The organism is Azospirillum agricola, from assembly GCF_017876095.1.
GTDB lineage: Bacteria > Pseudomonadota > Alphaproteobacteria > Azospirillales > Azospirillaceae > Azospirillum > Azospirillum agricola.
The window spans coordinates 88,193-102,981 of the sequence record NZ_JAGINM010000013.1 but is presented as its reverse complement, the minus strand read 5'-3'; the positions used below and the strand labels follow the sequence as shown (position 1 = coordinate 102,981).

Genomic DNA, 14,789 nt, shown 5'->3' with positions numbered 1-14,789 from the left:
GATATAGTCCCGCCCGCTTGAGCAAGGGGCACCCCGTGACGCCGCCACGGCGGGCGCGGGTCAGGAACAGACGAAGACGCAAAAGTTTCAAGAGCAACCGGCCACTCGCAACGGGCGCAATGAACGAGCAAGAGATCCTGAAGGAAAAGCTGGCCACCCTGCGCAGCGAACACCGTGATCTGGACGACGTCATCGCCCGGCTGGTCGAGCGCGCGCCCTACGACCAGCTCCAGATGCAACGCCTGAAGAAGCGCAAGCTGATGCTGAAGGATCAGATCATGCTTCTGGAAAGCCGCCTGCTTCCCGACATCATCGCCTGACGGCGGCGGACCATCCCCGATCCTTTGGCGATCGCCCGATCATCGGCACATCCTCGCTCGTTTCTCGTCATGGCCGGGCTTGTCCCGGCCATCCACGGGCGACCTTCGCATGATGATTTGCGGTCGTGGATGCCCGGCACGAGGCCGGGCATGACGGATAAGAGGGGGCGGGGGGACGGAAAGCAGGGAGGCGGAGAGCGGAACCCTCAGGCCTCCGGCTTCTTCGGCACGGTGAAGAACTGGATTCCCATCTGGAAGCTGCGGGCGATGTTCTCCGCCTTGCCGATCAGGAAGGCGGCGCCCTCGCCGGGGAACAGCTCGTTGGCGGTCTCGCGGAACAGGCCGAGCCAGCGCTCGAAATGCTGCGGCTCCAGCCCGAGCTGGATGTGGACCGGCATCGGCCGCCCGTCGTAGCGCTGGGTCAGCAGGGCGATCGACGACCAGAAATCCATCATCTTGCGCAGATGCGGCTCCCAGTCGGTGATGGCGCGGCCGAAGATCGGCCCCAGCACCTCGTCCTTCATGATCTTGCCGTAGAAGGTCCGCACCAGCGTCTCGATGGACGCCTCGTCGATGCCCACGGACGCCATGCGCTCCTCGGCCATGGCGGTGCGGATGTCACGGTGGCTCTGGGCGTCGGCGGCGTCGGTGGCGTCTGTCATGGGGGGAGCGGTCCGGTTGGGTGCGATGATCAGGACATATGGGCACGCAGCATACGGGGAGCCATGCGGCGGCGAAAGGTCCGGGATGTCGCAGCGGCGCGCTCGGTTTTCACCGTGTCCCCGGCCCGGCGCGCGCCGATGCGCTGGACTCCGGCCCGACTCCTCCTATAATCCGCCGCTTTCCGGCTCTTTAGGAAAGCCCGCCGCCGTGTCCGCCGAAGCCCAGAACAGCACCCCGAACGGTTCGCCGCTGGTCGGCATCATCATGGGCAGCCAGTCCGACTGGACCACCATGAAGCACGCCGCCGACACCCTGGCGGCGCTCGGGATTCCCCACGAGGTCCGCATCGTCTCGGCCCACCGCACCCCGCAGCGGCTGGTGGAGTACGCCACCACCGCGAAGACGCGCGGGCTGAAGGTCGTGATCGCCGGGGCCGGCGGCGCCGCCCATCTGCCCGGCATGGCCGCGTCGATGACGCCGCTGCCGGTCTTCGGCGTGCCGGTCGAGAGCCACGCGCTGAAGGGCATGGACAGCCTGCTGTCGATCGTCCAGATGCCGGGCGGCGTGCCGGTCGGCACGCTGGCCATCGGCAAGGCCGGCGCCATCAACGCCGCGCTGCTCGCCGGCTCGGTCATCGCCCTGATGGATCCGGCGGTCGCCGACGCGCTCGACGTCTGGCGCGCCCGCCAGACCGCCGCCGTGGCCGAGGCCCCGGTGGACGAGACCGCCTGAGATGTCCGGCTCCCTTCCGCCCCGCCTTGCCCCCGGCGCCACCATCGGCATGCTCGGCGCCGGCCAGCTCGGCCGCATGACGGCAATGGCCGCCGCCCGGCTCGGCTACCAGACCCATGTCTACGCGCCCGACGCCGCCGGCAGCCCCTGCGCCCAGGTGTCGGCCGCCGCGACCGTCGCCGGCTGGGACGATCTGGCGGCGCTGGAGCGCTTCGCCCGCTCGGTCGACGCGGTGACGCTGGAGTGGGAGAACGTCCCGGTCGCCACGGTCGAGCATCTGCGCCGCTTCACCAGCGTCAATCCGGGGCCGAACGTCCTGTCGGTGGCGCAGGACCGCGTCAAGGAGAAGTCCTTCGTCAACGCTCTCGGCATCGCCACCGCGCCGTGGCGCGCGGCGAAAAGCGCCGAGGACGTCGCCCGCGCGGTGGCGGAGATCGGGCCGCGCTGCGTCCTGAAATCGACCCGGCTCGGCTATGACGGCAAGGGGCAGGCGCGCATCGGCGAAGGGACCGACCCGGCCGAGGCCTGGGCCGCCATCGGCGGGGTGGACGGCATCGTCGAGGGCTTCGTCACCTTCGCCTGCGAGGTCTCGGTGATCGTCGCGCGCGGCGGCGACGGCGCCATGGTCGCCTATCCGGCGGTGGAGAACCGCCACAAGGACGGCATCCTCGACGTCACCCTCGCCCCGGCCCGCGTCGCGCCGGAAACGGCGGCCGAGGCCGAGCGGGTCGCCCGCCGCATCGCCGAGGCGCTCGATCTGGTCGGCGTGCTGGCGGTGGAGATGTTCGTCACCGCCGACGGCGCCGTGCTGGTCAACGAGATGGCGCCGCGCCCGCACAATTCCGGTCACTGGACGATGGACGCCTGCGCCGCCTCGCAGTTCGAGCAGCTCGTCCGCGCCGTCTGCGGCCTGCCGCTGGGCTCGGTCGAGCGGCAGGCCGACGCCGAAATGACCAACCTGATCGGCGAGGACGCCCTTCGCTGGCCGGAGCTGATGGCCGAGCCGGGCGCCCGCCTGCACCTCTACGGCAAGGCGGAAGCCCGCCCCGGCCGCAAGATGGGACACGTCACCCGCCTGCTGCCCCGGACCTGACCCAGCGGACGCATTCCAGCAAAGGACATGGCCATGAGCGACACGCCCCCAGCCCCACCCGCCGCCCCACCGCGCCGGACGGTGCTGCTGGGGGCGCTGGCCTCCGTCGCCGTGCCGCAGGCCGCCGCCGCGCTGGCGGGAATCGACGCCGCTCCGGTCCTCGCCCCCGACGCCGCGCTGACCCGCATCGCCTTCGGCTCCTGCGCCGACCAGAAGCGGCCGCAGCCGATCTGGGACGCCGTGCTCGCCGCCAGGCCGGAACTGTTCCTGTTCGCCGGCGACAACGTCTACGGCGATTCCGAATCCCCCGACCTGGCCGAACTGCGCACCGCCTACGCCCAGGCGATGACCATCGACGGCTACCGGACCCTGCGCCGGACGGTGCCGGTCATGGCCGTGTGGGACGACCACGACATGGGCCGCAACGACGGCGGCGCCTCCTACCCGCTCCGGCGGGAGTCGCAGCGGCTGTTCGCCGAGTTCTGGGAGCTGCCGCCCGAGGATCCCCGCTGGAACCGCGAGGGCGTCCACACCGCGCGCGTCATCGGCCCGCCCGGACGGCGGGTGCAGGTGATCATGCTCGACACCCGCAGCTTCCGCTCGCCGTTGCTGAAGACCGACCAGCGCGGCGCGCCGGGCCGCGAGCGCTACCTGCCCGACCCGGACCCGGCGAAGACCATGCTGGGACCCGACCAATGGGCGTGGCTGGAGGAGCGGCTGAGAGAGCCGGCCGAGGTCCGGCTGCTGGTCTCCTCGATCCAGGTGCTCGCCGAAGGCCACGGCTGGGAGCGCTGGGGCAATCTGCCGCAAGAGCGCGACCGGCTCTACGACCTGATCGGCCGCAGCGGCGCCGAGGGGGTGATCCTGCTGTCGGGCGACCGGCATGTCGGCGCGCTCTACCGCGAGGCGGCCGGCCTGCCCTACCCGCTGACCGAGATCACCTCGAGCGGCCTCAACCAGGTGGCGCCGGCGAACAGCCGGGAATCCGGGCCGAATCGGCTCGGAGACCGCTTCATCGCCGCCAATTTCGGCCGGATCGACCTCGATTGGGAGGCCGGGACCGTCGCCCTCGCCCTGGTCGACGCGGCGGGAACCGAGCAGCGGACCACCACGTTGCGTCTGTCGGACCTGCGCCGTTCGTAACGGAGGCGGGCGATCGGCTCCCGCCTCTTCGCGCCGGGGTCGATATTGCGGGAAGATAGATAACGCTTAACGGATATTAAGGACAAATCCTTCTCTTTTAACCCTGTCCGATCTTCGTTACTCTCCAATTGAAAAGAAGGAAAATCTCTAAACTTTGATTCAATTTGCGTTTGGGCGATGATGAACTCCGCGCAGCAGGACACCGCAATGCGACCCACCTTGCCCGCCGCCGGAACACGCCGGCCGCAGTCCAGCCGCGACCGGGACCGCTTCGTCGGCTTCGCCTTCGCCGCCGCCGACCTGCTGCTCGAAACCGACAGCATGGGGACCATCCTGTTCTCCGCCGGCGCCCGCTGCCACCTGACCCGCGGGGAGGTCGGCACCCTGGTCGGCAGCAACCTGCTCGACGTGGTGGCCCCCAGCGACCGCAAATACGTCCATGTCCTGTTCAAGCGCATCCAGGAAAAGGCCCGCATCAAGCCGGCCCGCGTCGTCTTCCAGGCGATCGACGGCCAGAAGTTCCCGGCGCTGCTCGGCGGCTGCCGGCTCGATTCCTGTCCGGGCTCGCTGTTCCTGACCGTCCTGCTCGCGTCGGGCCCGCGCAACAGCGCCGCCGGCACCGCCCCGGTGGGGGAGCTGATGGACGAGCACGCCTTCAACAGCATCCTGGAGGAGCGCATCCACATCGCCCGCGAACGGGGGCTCGACCAGGGGCTGACCCTGCTGCTGGTCGACGGCTTCCAGGCGATGGTGCAGGCGATGCCCGAGGGCGCCGCGGAGGAGGTGAAGGAGGGCATCGACGCCTATCTGCGCGGCCTGTCGGTCGACGGCGACAGCGTCGGGCAACTGGCCGGCGACCGCTACGGCATCGTGCACGCCGCCGACATCGACGGGCGCGAGGTGCAGGGCCACATCACCCAGATCATCCAGGCGGCGGGCGGCGCCCTGCCCGGCGGCATCCGCTCCTGGACGATGGACATGACCGACGACCGGCTGGACGCCGCCGACGCGGCGCGCGCGCTGGTCTACACGGTGCAGGCCTTCGCCTCGGCGCAGGGCGGCGAGTTCACCATCTCGAGCCTGGAGGACGGCGCCAACCGGATGATGGCCGACGCGGTGGAGCGCATCGGCCGGCTGCGCGCCACCATCGAGAACAAGGACTTCTTCGTCGTCTACCAGCCCATCGTCGACATGGAGACCCAGGCGGTCCATCACCTGGAGGCGCTGACGCGGGTCGACGGGATGAACTCGCCGGCCGCCTTCATCGCCTTCGCCGAGGATGTCGGGCTGATCTACGACTTCGACCTGCTGTTGACGCAGACGGTGCTCGACACGCTGAACAGCCACCGGCGGGAACCGAACCTGCCCGACGTGGCGATCAACCTGTCGGCCAAGACGCTGATGAGCCCGATCTTCCTCAAGCAGTTCCAGTCGGTGGTCGAGCCCTACGGCGACCTGCGCCGCAAGCTGCTGATCGAGGTGACCGAGACCGTCGTCGTCACCGACATCGCCCGGCTGAACGAGGTGCTGCAAAAGCTGCGTCAGTCCGGCTACCGCATCTGCCTGGACGATGTCGGCGCCGGCTCGACCTCCTTCCAGTCGCTCTACGGCATCCAGGCCGACTACGCGAAGATCGACGGGCAGTTCGTGCGCGGCGCGGTCGAGAACCCGCGCGACATGGCGATGCTGCGCTCGATGGTCGACGTCTGCCGCCAGCTCGGCATGATCCTGATCGGCGAGCAGGTGGAGGAGCCGGTCCACGCCCAGCTTCTGGCCGACCTGAAGGTGCCGCTGGCCCAGGGCTTCCTGTTCAGCCGCCCGTCGCGGGACTTCGCCTATTTCGCCAAGGACTGGACCAAGGTGCGCGGCGGCGGCAAGGTGCTTTGGAAGAGCTGATCCGCCACCCGGCGGCGGACGGCGCTCACTCCATCGCGTGGGCTTGTTCGAGCCGCTGGCGGGCCGCGTCGAGAAGGCTGCGGTTCTGCGCCAGAGCGCTGGCGCCGGCCTGGCCGTCGCGCAGATGCATCCGGCTCAACAATTCTTCCGCTTCATCCAGAGAAGCCATGATCGCCCATGCGGTGTCGGCATCCATTTCTTTGCCCTCTTTGCTTTGCGCTTTGCTTTGCGATCCCGTTTTGCGATGCCGCGGCGCTTCCTTCGAGAGCTCGCCGTGCAACGGTCAACACTGAAGCATCCCGACACCCGGTCGAGTAGAGGATATTTGGTCGCACGCCCCGTATATCGTGTGGCTTTTGATGTATTATTGAGGTTTGGTTGATTGGCTTCTTTCCAACCGGGCCATCTGCACGCGGATCACCTTCTCGGTCGGCGAGAAGGCTTGGCGCCGGGTGAGGACGACGATGACGGCGGTGGTCGCCAGCATGAACAGGATCGGGCCGACGATCCAGGCCAGCACCGCCAGCGCGAAATAATAGGCGCGCATGCCGCCGTTGAGCGCGGCGATGGCCAGCGTCAGCGCCTGGGCGATGGTGTCGGCGGTCGGGCGAAGCTCCTCCGGCGGCAGCGGCGGCAGCGGCGCGGCACCGATCAGCGCGCAGCAGTAGTTGTACTGGCGCAGGGCCCAGGTGAACTTGAAGAAGCCGAAGGTGAAGATCACCACCAGCGTCACCATCTTGATCTCGAAGAGCTGGCGCGACGTCTTCACCGTGAAGGACAGGCTCAGCACCAGATCATGCGCGTGCTCGATGGCGCCGAAGGAGCCGACGAGGCCGGCCAGCACCAGCATGTTGGTCGAGGCGAAGAAGGTGCAGCTGTGCATCGTGTGGCCGAGCAGCTGCGAATCCATGATGCGGTTGTCGCGCTCCAGCATCCGCTCCATCCAATGCCGGCGGATGATCTTCAGATGCTGGTTGACCATCCGGCGTCCGGACATCAGATGGTCCTGGATGATGGTGAAGCCGGTCCAGCCGGCGATGAACCAGACGAACGCGACCAGATCGAGCCACGCGAAATCGTACGGCAAGGGGCGGCACCCGCGGCGGTGGGAGTGTTGTGGGCAGGCCGCTCGTTTACGCCCCATCCGGACGGCTGTCCAGGGGGCGGCTCTCCGGGGCGTCCGCCCGCCGCGCCAGCAGGCTGTTCAGGATGTGGACGCGGATGGCGCTCGACAGGTTGCCGGAGCGCGTCCGGTCGATCTCCTCGATCAGCGCGTTGACCGAGAGGTCGCGCGCCTGGGCGACCCGCTTCAGGGCCTCCCAGAACTCCTCCTCCAGCGAGACGCTGGTGGGATGGCCGGCGATCAGCACCGAACGCTTCTTCATGGCGGCGCGTCTCCGGCGGGACGGTCGGGAAGTGGGGGGCCGTGAGGCGGGGACGGCTCTCCGCCCCCGCCCTACCCCCTTACCCTACCCCCGTCGTCAGCCCGGTCCAACCATGCTTTCGGGACGGACCCAGGCGTCGAACTGCTCCTCCGTCAGCAGCCCCAGCGCCAGCCCGGCCTCCTTCAGGCTGGTGCCCTCCTTGTGGGCCTTCTTGGCGATCCTCGCGGCGTTGTCGTAGCCGATGTGCGGGTTGAGCGCCGTCACCAGCATCAGGCTGTTGCCGACCAGCGTGTCGATGCGCTCGCGGTTGGCCTCGATGCCGACGACGCAGTTGTCGGTCAGGCTGACCGCCGCGTCGGCCAGCAACCGGATCGATTGCAGCACGTTGTGGGCGATCACCGGCTTGAAGACGTTCAGTTCGAAATGGCCGGTCGCTCCGGCGACGGTGACGGTGGTCTGGTTGCCCATCACCTGGGCGCAGACCATGGTCATCGCCTCCGACTGGGTCGGGTTGACCTTGCCGGGCATGATGGAGGAGCCGGGCTCGTTCTCCGGCAGGGAGATCTCGCCGATGCCGGAGCGCGGCCCCGACCCCAGCATCCGCAGGTCGTTGGCGATCTTCATCAGCGACACCGCCACCGTGTTCAGGTGGCCGTGCGCGTCCACCAGCGAATCATGGGTCGCCAGCGCCTCGAACTTGTTCTCCGCCGTGACGAAGGGCAGCCCGGTGGCCGCCGCGACCTCCTCGGCGAAGGCTTCGGCGAAGCCGACCCGGGCGTTCAGCCCGGTGCCGACCGCCGTGCCGCCCTGGGCCAGCCGGTAGAGCTGCGGCAGGGCCGAGCGCACCCGCTCGATCCCATAGGCGACCTGGGCCGCGTAACCGGAGAATTCCTGCCCCAGCGTCAGCGGCGTGGCGTCCTGGAGGTGGGTGCGGCCGATCTTGACGATGTCGCGGAACGCGTCGGCCTTGGCGGCCAGCGCCGCGCGCAGCTTTTCCAGCGCCGGAACCAGGGCGTGGGCGATCTGCTCGGCCGCGGCGATGTGCATCGCGGTGGGAAAGCTGTCGTTCGACGACTGCCCCATGTTGACATGGTCGTTGGGATGGACCGGCGCCTTCGAGCCCAGCACGCCGCCCAGCCGCTCGATGGCGCGGTTGGCGATGACCTCGTTGGCGTTCATGTTGGTCTGGGTGCCCGAGCCGGTCTGCCAGACGACCAGCGGAAAATGGTCGGCCAGCGTGCCGTCGATCACCTCGTCGGCGGCTGCGACGATGGCGTCGCCGAGCGTCGGGTCGAGAGCCCCCAGCCGCATGTTGGCCACCGCCGAGGCACGCTTCTGGATGCCGAGCGCGCGGACCAGCGGAGCGGGCATGCGTTCGCCGCCGATGCGGAAATTCTGGAGCGAGCGCTGGGTCTGGGCGCCCCAATAGCGGTCGGCGGGAACCTCGATGGGACCGAAGCTGTCGGTTTCGGTGCGGACGCCGCTCATGATTGTCCTCTTTTTGTTCACATCGTCGGCTTGCATTCGCTGGCTGTCCTCCTGATCTTTCCACAAGCGCCGCCAAGGGCAAGGGATCTCCGGGCAAAAGAGTCGGATTTCTCCTTTTCGTTCTTGTTTCGTTCGGTTTCGGGCGGTAGGCTTTCCACATCGCCAGCCTGTCATGGCCGTCTGCCGTGCTCACCTGTCATGGGGGACCAGAGTATGGACGCGTTCGCTCCCGACCACACCCGCGCGCTGATTTCCAGGACGCGCGTCGCCGAGATGAAGAGCCGCGGCTGGCGCGTCGTCGGCCCTGGCGAGGAAGGCTCGCTGCTGATGGAAGGCCCGCAGTTCGCCCGGCCGGACCCGCTGGAGCGCCCGATGGGTTCGTTGTTCGACGACCTGATCGCCCGCGCCCTGGAGCGCGCCGAGGCGGCCGATCGGGCCATGAAGCGCCGCACCGCCGCCCGCCGCGCCGCCTGACAGCCCTTCTCAGACGCCCGCCGCCCGCCGCGAGGCCGCGACGCCGGCGGGCACCGCACCCAGCATGTGGCGGACCTGGGCGTAACGGCTGAGGAACTCGACGACCGCCCGCTGCGCGTCGGGCCGCGCCATGGCGGCGCCCAGCACCCGCAGGATCATCCGCTTCTCCGCCTCGCCCAGACCGGACAGCCGCTTGATCAGCGCGCGCTCGGTCGGCGGCAGGGGAACCATTTGCGGCGTGTCCACCCGCCGGGCGCCCGGCGCCCCATAGGCGGCCAGGAAATTCATGATCCGCCGCTCGAAGGCCGCCGGGGCGTAGAGGTCGGCGCACAGGCGCGACACGCCGTCGAGCAGTTCCGTCTGGCTCATGCCGGCGGGCCGGATGTTGGTGGCGAAGGGGCTGCTGGCGCTCTGCCAGTCCGCCCCGACCAGCCGGCCCTCGGCCTTCAGCCGGTCGTGCAGCGGCGTGCCGTTGGGCGCCACCAGCGCCCCGACCGACAGCATCGGCACCGGCGAGTCCTGGAGGAAGCCGGCCAGCCGCGCGAAGATGTCCAGCCGGTCGGCGTCGAAGCCGACGATGATCCCGGCGTAGACGGCGATCCCGTGCGACAGGATGGCGGCCAGCGCGTCGGCCGCCCCCTGGTACAGGTTCTGCCGCTTTCCCGATTCGCGCAGGCTGTCCTCGTTCACCGTCTCGATGCCGATGAAGACCGTGTCGAGCCCCGCCGCCTTGCACGCCTCCATCAGCTCCGGGTCGCGGGCGAGGTCGACCGACACCTGGGTCATGAACTGCATGGGGTCGTCGGCGTGCGCCGCGTTCCAGGCGCGCAGGGCCGCCAGCACGGCGTGCGCGTGGCGGCGGTGAACGGTGAAGTTGTCGTCGGCCAGCAGGACGCGCCGGTAGCCGTGGCGATGCAGCACCTCCAGCTCGGCGATCACCTGCTCGGGATCCTTGTGGCGCTGGCGGCGGCCGAGATACTGGATGACGTCGCAGAACTCGCACTGGAACGGGCAGCCGCGCGAGGTCTGCAACGTCCCGAGATTGGCCCCCCGGTTCGGGTAGAGGTCCCAGCGCGGCACCGGCGACGAGCGCAGGTCGGGCCGCCCGCCCTCGTAGCGGTCCTTCCAGGTGCCGGCGGCGAGGTCGGCGAACAGCCCGGCGGCGATGTCCTCGATCTCGCCCGTGACCAGCACGTCGGCGTGCGGCCGGACGTCGTCCGGGCTGAGCGAGGCGTAGGACCCGCCGATCATCACCAGCGCCCCGCGCGCCCGGTGGAGCGCCGCCAGTTCGAACATGCGGGCGCGCTGCGTCACCTTCCCGGTGATCGCCACGACGTCGTACCCATCACCGGCGGAATCGAGCGGCGCGATCGCCTCGTCGGTGATCCGGATGTCCCACCCCTCCGGCACGAAGGCGGCCAGGGTGGCGGTCGCCAGATCGGCCACCGCCGTCCGGCCCTCCAGCCCCCAGGCGGCGTAGACCTCGGCGCCGTGGTAGCTGGGCAGATCGACGGCCGGGTTGATGATGTGGATCTTCATGGGCGGCTGACCTTTCGGCCGGGGTGCGGACAGGATCGCACCGGCGGGAGGCGGGCGAATGCTTCGTCCACCCATAAAGCGGCAATCACCCAACCACAAGGCGGCCGTCCGCCCGGAACCGGCCCGCGCACCTCCTGTTGGCAAGGCGCGGGAGCGGTGGGCGACGGACGGACACAGGCCCCCCACCCTTTCCCCCGCCTCCCCTCACGCGGCACGGAGACAGCGCCCATGGCTCGCACGGCATCCGACATCCTGGTGGACGTCCTGGTGGATTGGGGGGTCGACACCGTCTTCGGCATTCCCGGCGACGGCATCAACGGCATCATCGAGGCGCTGCGCCGCCGCAAGGACGAGATCCGCTTCATCCAGGTCCGCCACGAGGAGGCCGCCGCCTTCGCCGCCTGCGGCTACGCCAAGTTCACCGGACGGCTCGGCGTGTGCATCGCCACCTCCGGCCCCGGCGGCCTGCATCTCCTGAACGGCCTCTACGACGCCAAGCTCGACCACCAGCCGGTGCTGGCGATCACCGGGCTGCAACACCACGACCTGATCGGCACCAGCACCCAGCAGGACGTCGAGCTCGACAAGGTCTTCCAGGACGTCGCGCTGTTCAACCAGCGCATCATGGGCGCCGCCCACGTCGCCAACATCGCGACTCTCGCCTGCCGCACGGCGCTGGCCCATCGCGGCGTCGCCCACGTCACCATGCCGGTCGACCTCCAGGAGCAGGCGGCCAGGGACGACACGCGGGCCCCGCGCAACGTCAAGGGCCACACCAACGCCCTGTTCGCCCCGGAACTCCCGGTGCCGGCCGAGAGCGAGATGCGCCGCGCGGTGGAGATCCTCGACGCCGGCCAGCGCATCGTCATCATGGCCGGCCAGGGCGCGCTGCGGGCGACCGACCAGCTCGAAAAGCTGGCCGACAGGCTGGGCGCCGTCATCGTCAAGGCCCTGCTCGGCAAGGCGGCGGTGCCCGACGACAGCCCCTTCACCACCGGCCAGATCGGGCTGCTCGGCACCGAGCCGTCGCAGACGGCGCTGGAGAGCTGCGACACGCTGCTGATCGCCGGATCGACCTTTCCTTACATCGAGTATTACCCGAAGCCCGGACAGGCCCGCACCATCCAGATCGACCTCGACGCGTCGCGCATCGGCCTGCGCTGCCCGGCGGAGGCGGGGCTGGTCGGCGACTGCGCGCTGGCGCTCGGCATCCTGCACGACCGGGTGCGGCGGCACGAGGACCGCTCCTTCCTGGAGACCGCGCGGAAGGGCAAGGCCGAGTGGATGCGCCTGATGGAGGAGCGCGGCAGCCGCCCCGACCTGCCGATGAAGCCGCAGGTCGCCGCCTGGGAACTCGGCAAGCGGCTGACCGACACCGCCATCGTCGCCTGCGACAGCGGCACCATCGCGACGTGGTGGGCGCGCCAGATCCCGGTGAAGCGCGGGCAGATGCACACGCTCTCCGGCAATCTGGCGACGATGGCCCCCGGCCTGCCCTACGCCATCGCGGCGCAGATCGCCTATCCCGACCGGCAGGTCGTCGCCTATGTCGGCGACGGCGGCTTCTCCATGCTGATGGCGGAGTTCGCGACGGCGGTGAAGTACAGGCTGCCGGTCAAGGTGATCATCAACAACAACGGCTCGCTGGGACAGATCCGCTGGGAGCAGATGGCGATGCTCGGCAACCCCGAATATGTCTGCGACCTCCAGCCGATCGACTTCGCCAAGGTGGCGGAGGCCTGCGGCGGCAAGGGCTTCACCATCCGCGACCCCAAGGAGTGCGGGGCCATCCTCGACGCCGCGCTGGCCCATCCCGGCCCGGTGGTGGTCGACTGCCTCGTTGACAACAACGAGCCGCCGATGCCGGCCAAGGTCCAGGCCAAGCAGGCGGCGCACTTCGTCGAGGCGCTGGCGCGCGGCACCCCGGACGCGCTCGGTCTCGCCGCCGCCATGTTCAAGGGCCGCGCCCGTGAGATCATCTGACGCGCCCTGCGGCCGGTGGAGGCTTTCAACGCCTCCGCCGCCGATCCCCCTTGGCGTGGCCGTCGACGAACTCCGGCGGCTTGCGCCGCACCCAGCGGATGAAGGCCGCGAGGTCGGGCTGGCCGCGCAGGCTGTCCAGGTCGTGGTAATGGTCGCGCAGTTGCTGCTCGGTCAGCACCGCGTGAATCTTGGCGTGGCAGATGCGATGCATCGTGACCGTCCCGCGCCCGCCGTAGGTGCGCGGGACCAGATGGTGCTCGTTCAGGCTGGCTCCCGGCACCATCGGGCGGCCGCACAGCGGGCACAGGGCCTGGGATGAGAGAGACGGCTGAAGCGGCATGGCTGTTCGGAACCCGTCGGCGCAACCAAATGTTGGAACGAGAATGGACCAGCGAAGGATATGGTCCGCCCGTGATGGGAGGTCACGATGAACGACCGCGACACCGACCCGAAGGACCGGCGATCCAGCGAAAATAAGGCCGAGAAGAGAGCCGACCAGGGCTCCGGCGAGAGGAGCAAGGACAGGCCGGCCCCCGACGCCACCGACTACGGCCAGCCGGCCGGGTCGCCCGGCGGACGCGGGGGAACCACCTGCTACGGCGGGGTGAAGCGCATGGCGCCGCGCAACGGCGCCAAGGACGAGCCGCCCGCCGGGCGATGAACCGGCCAATGAAAAGGGGGGGAGCCGCGCGACGCGGCTCCCCCCCTTTTTCTCGCGCGCGTCAGGCCGGCGGCCTTACGCCGCCTTCTTCCCCGCCATCAGCTCGACGAAGCGGTCGAACAGATAGTGGCTGTCCTGCGGGCCGGGCGAGGCTTCCGGGTGGTACTGCACCGAGAAGACCGGCTTGCCCTTCAGGCGGATGCCCTCGTTCGAGCCGTCGAACAGGCTGACATGGGTCACCTCGGCGTCGGCGGGCAGCGACTCGGGGATGACGACGAAGCCGTGGTTCTGGCTGGTGATCTCGACCCGGCCGGAGGCGAGGTCCTTCACCGGATGGTTGGCGCCGCGATGACCGAGCGGCATCTTGGTGGTCTTGGCGCCCAGCGCCAGCGACAGCATCTGGTGCCCCAGGCAGATGCCGAACATCGGCACGCCGGTGTCGAGCAGGCCCTTGATGGTCGGCACGGCGTAGGCGCCGGTCGCCGCCGGGTCGCCGGGGCCGTTGGACAGGAAGACGCCGTCCGGCTTGTGGCGCAGCACGTCCTCGGCGGTCGCGGTCGACGGCACCACCGTCACCTTGCAGCCGGCGGCGGCGAGGCAGCGCAGGATGTTGCGCTTGGCGCCGTAGTCGATGGCGACGACGTGGAACTTCGGCGCCTCCTGGGTGGCGTAGCCGGCGCCCATGGTCCAGCCGGCCTCGGTCCAGTCGTAGGTCTGGCGGCAGGACACGTCCTTGGCCAGATCCATGCCCTCCAGCCCGGCCCAGCCCTTGGCCTTGGCGACCAGCGCGTCGAGATCGAACCTGCCGTCCGGCGCGTGGGCGACGACGCCGTTGGGCGCGCCCAGGTCGCGGATGCGGCGGGTCAGGCGGCGGGTGTCGACGCCGGCCAGACCGATCAAGTCATGCGCCTTCAGCCAGTCGTCGAGGTGGCGGGTGGAGCGCCAGTTGGACGGGTCGGTGATGTCGGCGCGCAGGATCAGGCCGCGCGCCGCCGGGGTCACCGTCTCGATGTCCTCCAGGTTGGCGCCGGTGTTGCCGATGTGCGGGAAGGTGAAGGTGATGATCTGGCCGGCGTAGCTGGGATCGGTCAGGATCTCCTGGTAGCCGGTCATGGAGGTGTTGAAGCACACCTCGCCCACGGAATCCCCCACGGCCCCGATGCCTCGGCCGCGGAACACCGTGCCGTCGGCGAGAACCAGCACGCCGGTGTGAACGGCATCGTCGGAGGGGGGGGCGGCGAGAGTCATTCCTTGTGAACCTTCCCAAAAACCGTGGCCGGCGACGGAACGGCGATGCGGCGGAACGGCGACGGCCTGACGTCCCACCGGGCGCGCACACGGATCCGCTCGCACCCCACCTCCGCCGGAACGGGCGGTGACGGGATCGAGGGAGCGGATCGGTTGGGCCGGAC

The 14,789-nt window shown here is 69.6% G+C and carries 16 protein-coding genes; 8 read left to right on the top strand and 8 right to left on the bottom strand.

Translation table 11 applies throughout. The annotated features are described in order from the left end of the window. Positions 1–119: 119 nt before the first annotated feature. Complete coding sequence (locus tag J2847_RS19815) at positions 120–320, top strand: YdcH family protein (RefSeq protein ID WP_085554764.1); 201 nt, start codon at positions 120–122, stop codon at positions 318–320. Between the two features lie 206 nt (positions 321–526). On the opposite strand, the gene J2847_RS19810 is transcribed toward J2847_RS19815, so the two are convergent. Beyond that, positions 527–982, bottom strand: a complete 456-nt coding sequence (locus tag J2847_RS19810; protein WP_233474644.1) for a group III truncated hemoglobin — start codon at positions 980–982, stop codon at positions 527–529. 265 nt (positions 983–1,247) lie between these two features. Here J2847_RS19810 and purE point away from each other — a divergent pair, with 265 nt between their 5' ends. The 4 genes from purE to J2847_RS19790 all read left to right on the top strand — a co-directional run bounded on the left by purE (position 1,248) and on the right by J2847_RS19790 (position 5,847). After that, a complete protein-coding gene (gene purE / locus J2847_RS19805; protein WP_209780649.1) occupies positions 1,248–1,715 on the top strand; it encodes a 5-(carboxyamino)imidazole ribonucleotide mutase in 468 nt (155 codons plus the stop codon). Between the two features lies 1 nt (position 1,716). Further along, complete coding sequence (locus tag J2847_RS19800) at positions 1,717–2,808, top strand: 5-(carboxyamino)imidazole ribonucleotide synthase (protein ID WP_209780575.1); 1,092 nt, start codon at positions 1,717–1,719, stop codon at positions 2,806–2,808. A gap of 33 nt (positions 2,809–2,841) precedes the next feature. After that, the gene (locus J2847_RS19795) at positions 2,842–3,951 is read left to right on the top strand and encodes an alkaline phosphatase D family protein (protein WP_209780574.1); all 1,110 of its coding nucleotides are present in this window, start codon (positions 2,842–2,844) and stop codon (positions 3,949–3,951) included. 207 nt (positions 3,952–4,158) lie between these two features. Then, positions 4,159–5,847, top strand: a complete 1,689-nt coding sequence (locus J2847_RS19790; protein WP_209780573.1) for an EAL domain-containing protein — start codon at positions 4,159–4,161, stop codon at positions 5,845–5,847. A gap of 25 nt (positions 5,848–5,872) precedes the next feature. Here the strand turns inward: J2847_RS19790 and J2847_RS19785 are convergent, their stop codons facing one another. The 4 genes from J2847_RS19785 to fumC form a co-directional block, all read right to left on the bottom strand. Beyond that, positions 5,873–6,043 (bottom strand): hypothetical protein, encoded by a 171-nt coding sequence (locus tag J2847_RS19785; protein ID WP_179166166.1) that lies wholly within the window; start codon positions 6,041–6,043, stop codon positions 5,873–5,875. A 168-nt stretch (positions 6,044–6,211) separates the two neighbouring features. Next, a complete protein-coding gene (locus J2847_RS19780; protein WP_233474643.1) occupies positions 6,212–6,934 on the bottom strand; it encodes a DUF599 domain-containing protein in 723 nt (240 codons plus the stop codon). Between the two features lie 46 nt (positions 6,935–6,980). Next, complete coding sequence (locus J2847_RS19775) at positions 6,981–7,232, bottom strand: ribbon-helix-helix domain-containing protein (RefSeq protein WP_209780571.1); 252 nt, start codon at positions 7,230–7,232, stop codon at positions 6,981–6,983. Positions 7,233–7,328: 96 nt separating this feature from the next. Next, the gene (fumC, locus tag J2847_RS19770; protein ID WP_209780570.1) at positions 7,329–8,720 is read right to left on the bottom strand and encodes a class II fumarate hydratase; all 1,392 of its coding nucleotides are present in this window, start codon (positions 8,718–8,720) and stop codon (positions 7,329–7,331) included. A 213-nt stretch (positions 8,721–8,933) separates the two neighbouring features. Between fumC and J2847_RS19765 the strand changes: the two genes are divergently transcribed. After that, complete coding sequence (locus J2847_RS19765; RefSeq protein ID WP_209780569.1) at positions 8,934–9,194, top strand: hypothetical protein; 261 nt, start codon at positions 8,934–8,936, stop codon at positions 9,192–9,194. 9 nt (positions 9,195–9,203) lie between these two features. On the opposite strand, the gene J2847_RS19760 is transcribed toward J2847_RS19765, so the two are convergent. Beyond that, the gene (locus J2847_RS19760) at positions 9,204–10,733 is read right to left on the bottom strand and encodes a B12-binding domain-containing radical SAM protein (RefSeq protein WP_209780568.1); all 1,530 of its coding nucleotides are present in this window, start codon (positions 10,731–10,733) and stop codon (positions 9,204–9,206) included. Positions 10,734–10,961: 228 nt separating this feature from the next. Between J2847_RS19760 and J2847_RS19755 the strand changes: the two genes are divergently transcribed. After that, on the top strand, positions 10,962–12,716 hold the full coding sequence (locus tag J2847_RS19755) for a thiamine pyrophosphate-dependent enzyme (RefSeq protein ID WP_209780567.1): 1,755 nt from the start codon (positions 10,962–10,964) through the stop codon (positions 12,714–12,716). Between the two features lie 25 nt (positions 12,717–12,741). Here the strand turns inward: J2847_RS19755 and J2847_RS19750 are convergent, their stop codons facing one another. After that, entirely contained in the window at positions 12,742–13,056 is a 315-nt protein-coding gene (locus tag J2847_RS19750) for an HNH endonuclease (protein ID WP_233474642.1), read from the bottom strand. 87 nt (positions 13,057–13,143) lie between these two features. Here J2847_RS19750 and J2847_RS19745 point away from each other — a divergent pair, with 87 nt between their 5' ends. After that, positions 13,144–13,377: a hypothetical protein gene (locus J2847_RS19745; protein ID WP_209780566.1), complete on the top strand. Its 234-nt coding sequence runs from the start codon at positions 13,144–13,146 to the stop codon at positions 13,375–13,377. A gap of 75 nt (positions 13,378–13,452) precedes the next feature. On the opposite strand, the gene carA is transcribed toward J2847_RS19745, so the two are convergent. Further along, a complete protein-coding gene (carA, locus tag J2847_RS19740) occupies positions 13,453–14,625 on the bottom strand; it encodes a glutamine-hydrolyzing carbamoyl-phosphate synthase small subunit (RefSeq protein ID WP_209780565.1) in 1,173 nt (390 codons plus the stop codon). Positions 14,626–14,789 lie beyond the last annotated feature (164 nt).

What these genes read in the sequence shown, in the direction of transcription:
- J2847_RS19815 (WP_085554764.1), top strand. Translation starts at nt 120, where the DNA reads ATGAACGAGCAAGAGATCCTGAAGGAAAAGCTGGCCACCCTGCGCAGC.
- J2847_RS19810 (WP_233474644.1), bottom strand. Translation starts at nt 982, where the DNA reads ATGACAGACGCCACCGACGCCGCCGACGCCCAGAGCCACCGTGACATC.
- purE (WP_209780649.1), top strand. Translation starts at nt 1,248, where the DNA reads ATGGGCAGCCAGTCCGACTGGACCACCATGAAGCACGCCGCCGACACC.
- J2847_RS19800 (WP_209780575.1), top strand. Translation starts at nt 1,717, where the DNA reads ATGTCCGGCTCCCTTCCGCCCCGCCTTGCCCCCGGCGCCACCATCGGC.
- J2847_RS19795 (WP_209780574.1), top strand. Translation starts at nt 2,842, where the DNA reads ATGAGCGACACGCCCCCAGCCCCACCCGCCGCCCCACCGCGCCGGACG.
- J2847_RS19790 (WP_209780573.1), top strand. Translation starts at nt 4,159, where the DNA reads ATGCGACCCACCTTGCCCGCCGCCGGAACACGCCGGCCGCAGTCCAGC.
- J2847_RS19785 (WP_179166166.1), bottom strand. Translation starts at nt 6,043, where the DNA reads ATGGATGCCGACACCGCATGGGCGATCATGGCTTCTCTGGATGAAGCG.
- J2847_RS19775 (WP_209780571.1), bottom strand. Translation starts at nt 7,232, where the DNA reads ATGAAGAAGCGTTCGGTGCTGATCGCCGGCCATCCCACCAGCGTCTCG.
- fumC (WP_209780570.1), bottom strand. Translation starts at nt 8,720, where the DNA reads ATGAGCGGCGTCCGCACCGAAACCGACAGCTTCGGTCCCATCGAGGTT.
- J2847_RS19765 (WP_209780569.1), top strand. Translation starts at nt 8,934, where the DNA reads ATGGACGCGTTCGCTCCCGACCACACCCGCGCGCTGATTTCCAGGACG.
- J2847_RS19760 (WP_209780568.1), bottom strand. Translation starts at nt 10,733, where the DNA reads ATGAAGATCCACATCATCAACCCGGCCGTCGATCTGCCCAGCTACCAC.
- J2847_RS19755 (WP_209780567.1), top strand. Translation starts at nt 10,962, where the DNA reads ATGGCTCGCACGGCATCCGACATCCTGGTGGACGTCCTGGTGGATTGG.
- J2847_RS19750 (WP_233474642.1), bottom strand. Translation starts at nt 13,056, where the DNA reads ATGCCGCTTCAGCCGTCTCTCTCATCCCAGGCCCTGTGCCCGCTGTGC.
- J2847_RS19745 (WP_209780566.1), top strand. Translation starts at nt 13,144, where the DNA reads ATGAACGACCGCGACACCGACCCGAAGGACCGGCGATCCAGCGAAAAT.
- carA (WP_209780565.1), bottom strand. Translation starts at nt 14,625, where the DNA reads ATGACTCTCGCCGCCCCCCCCTCCGACGATGCCGTTCACACCGGCGTG.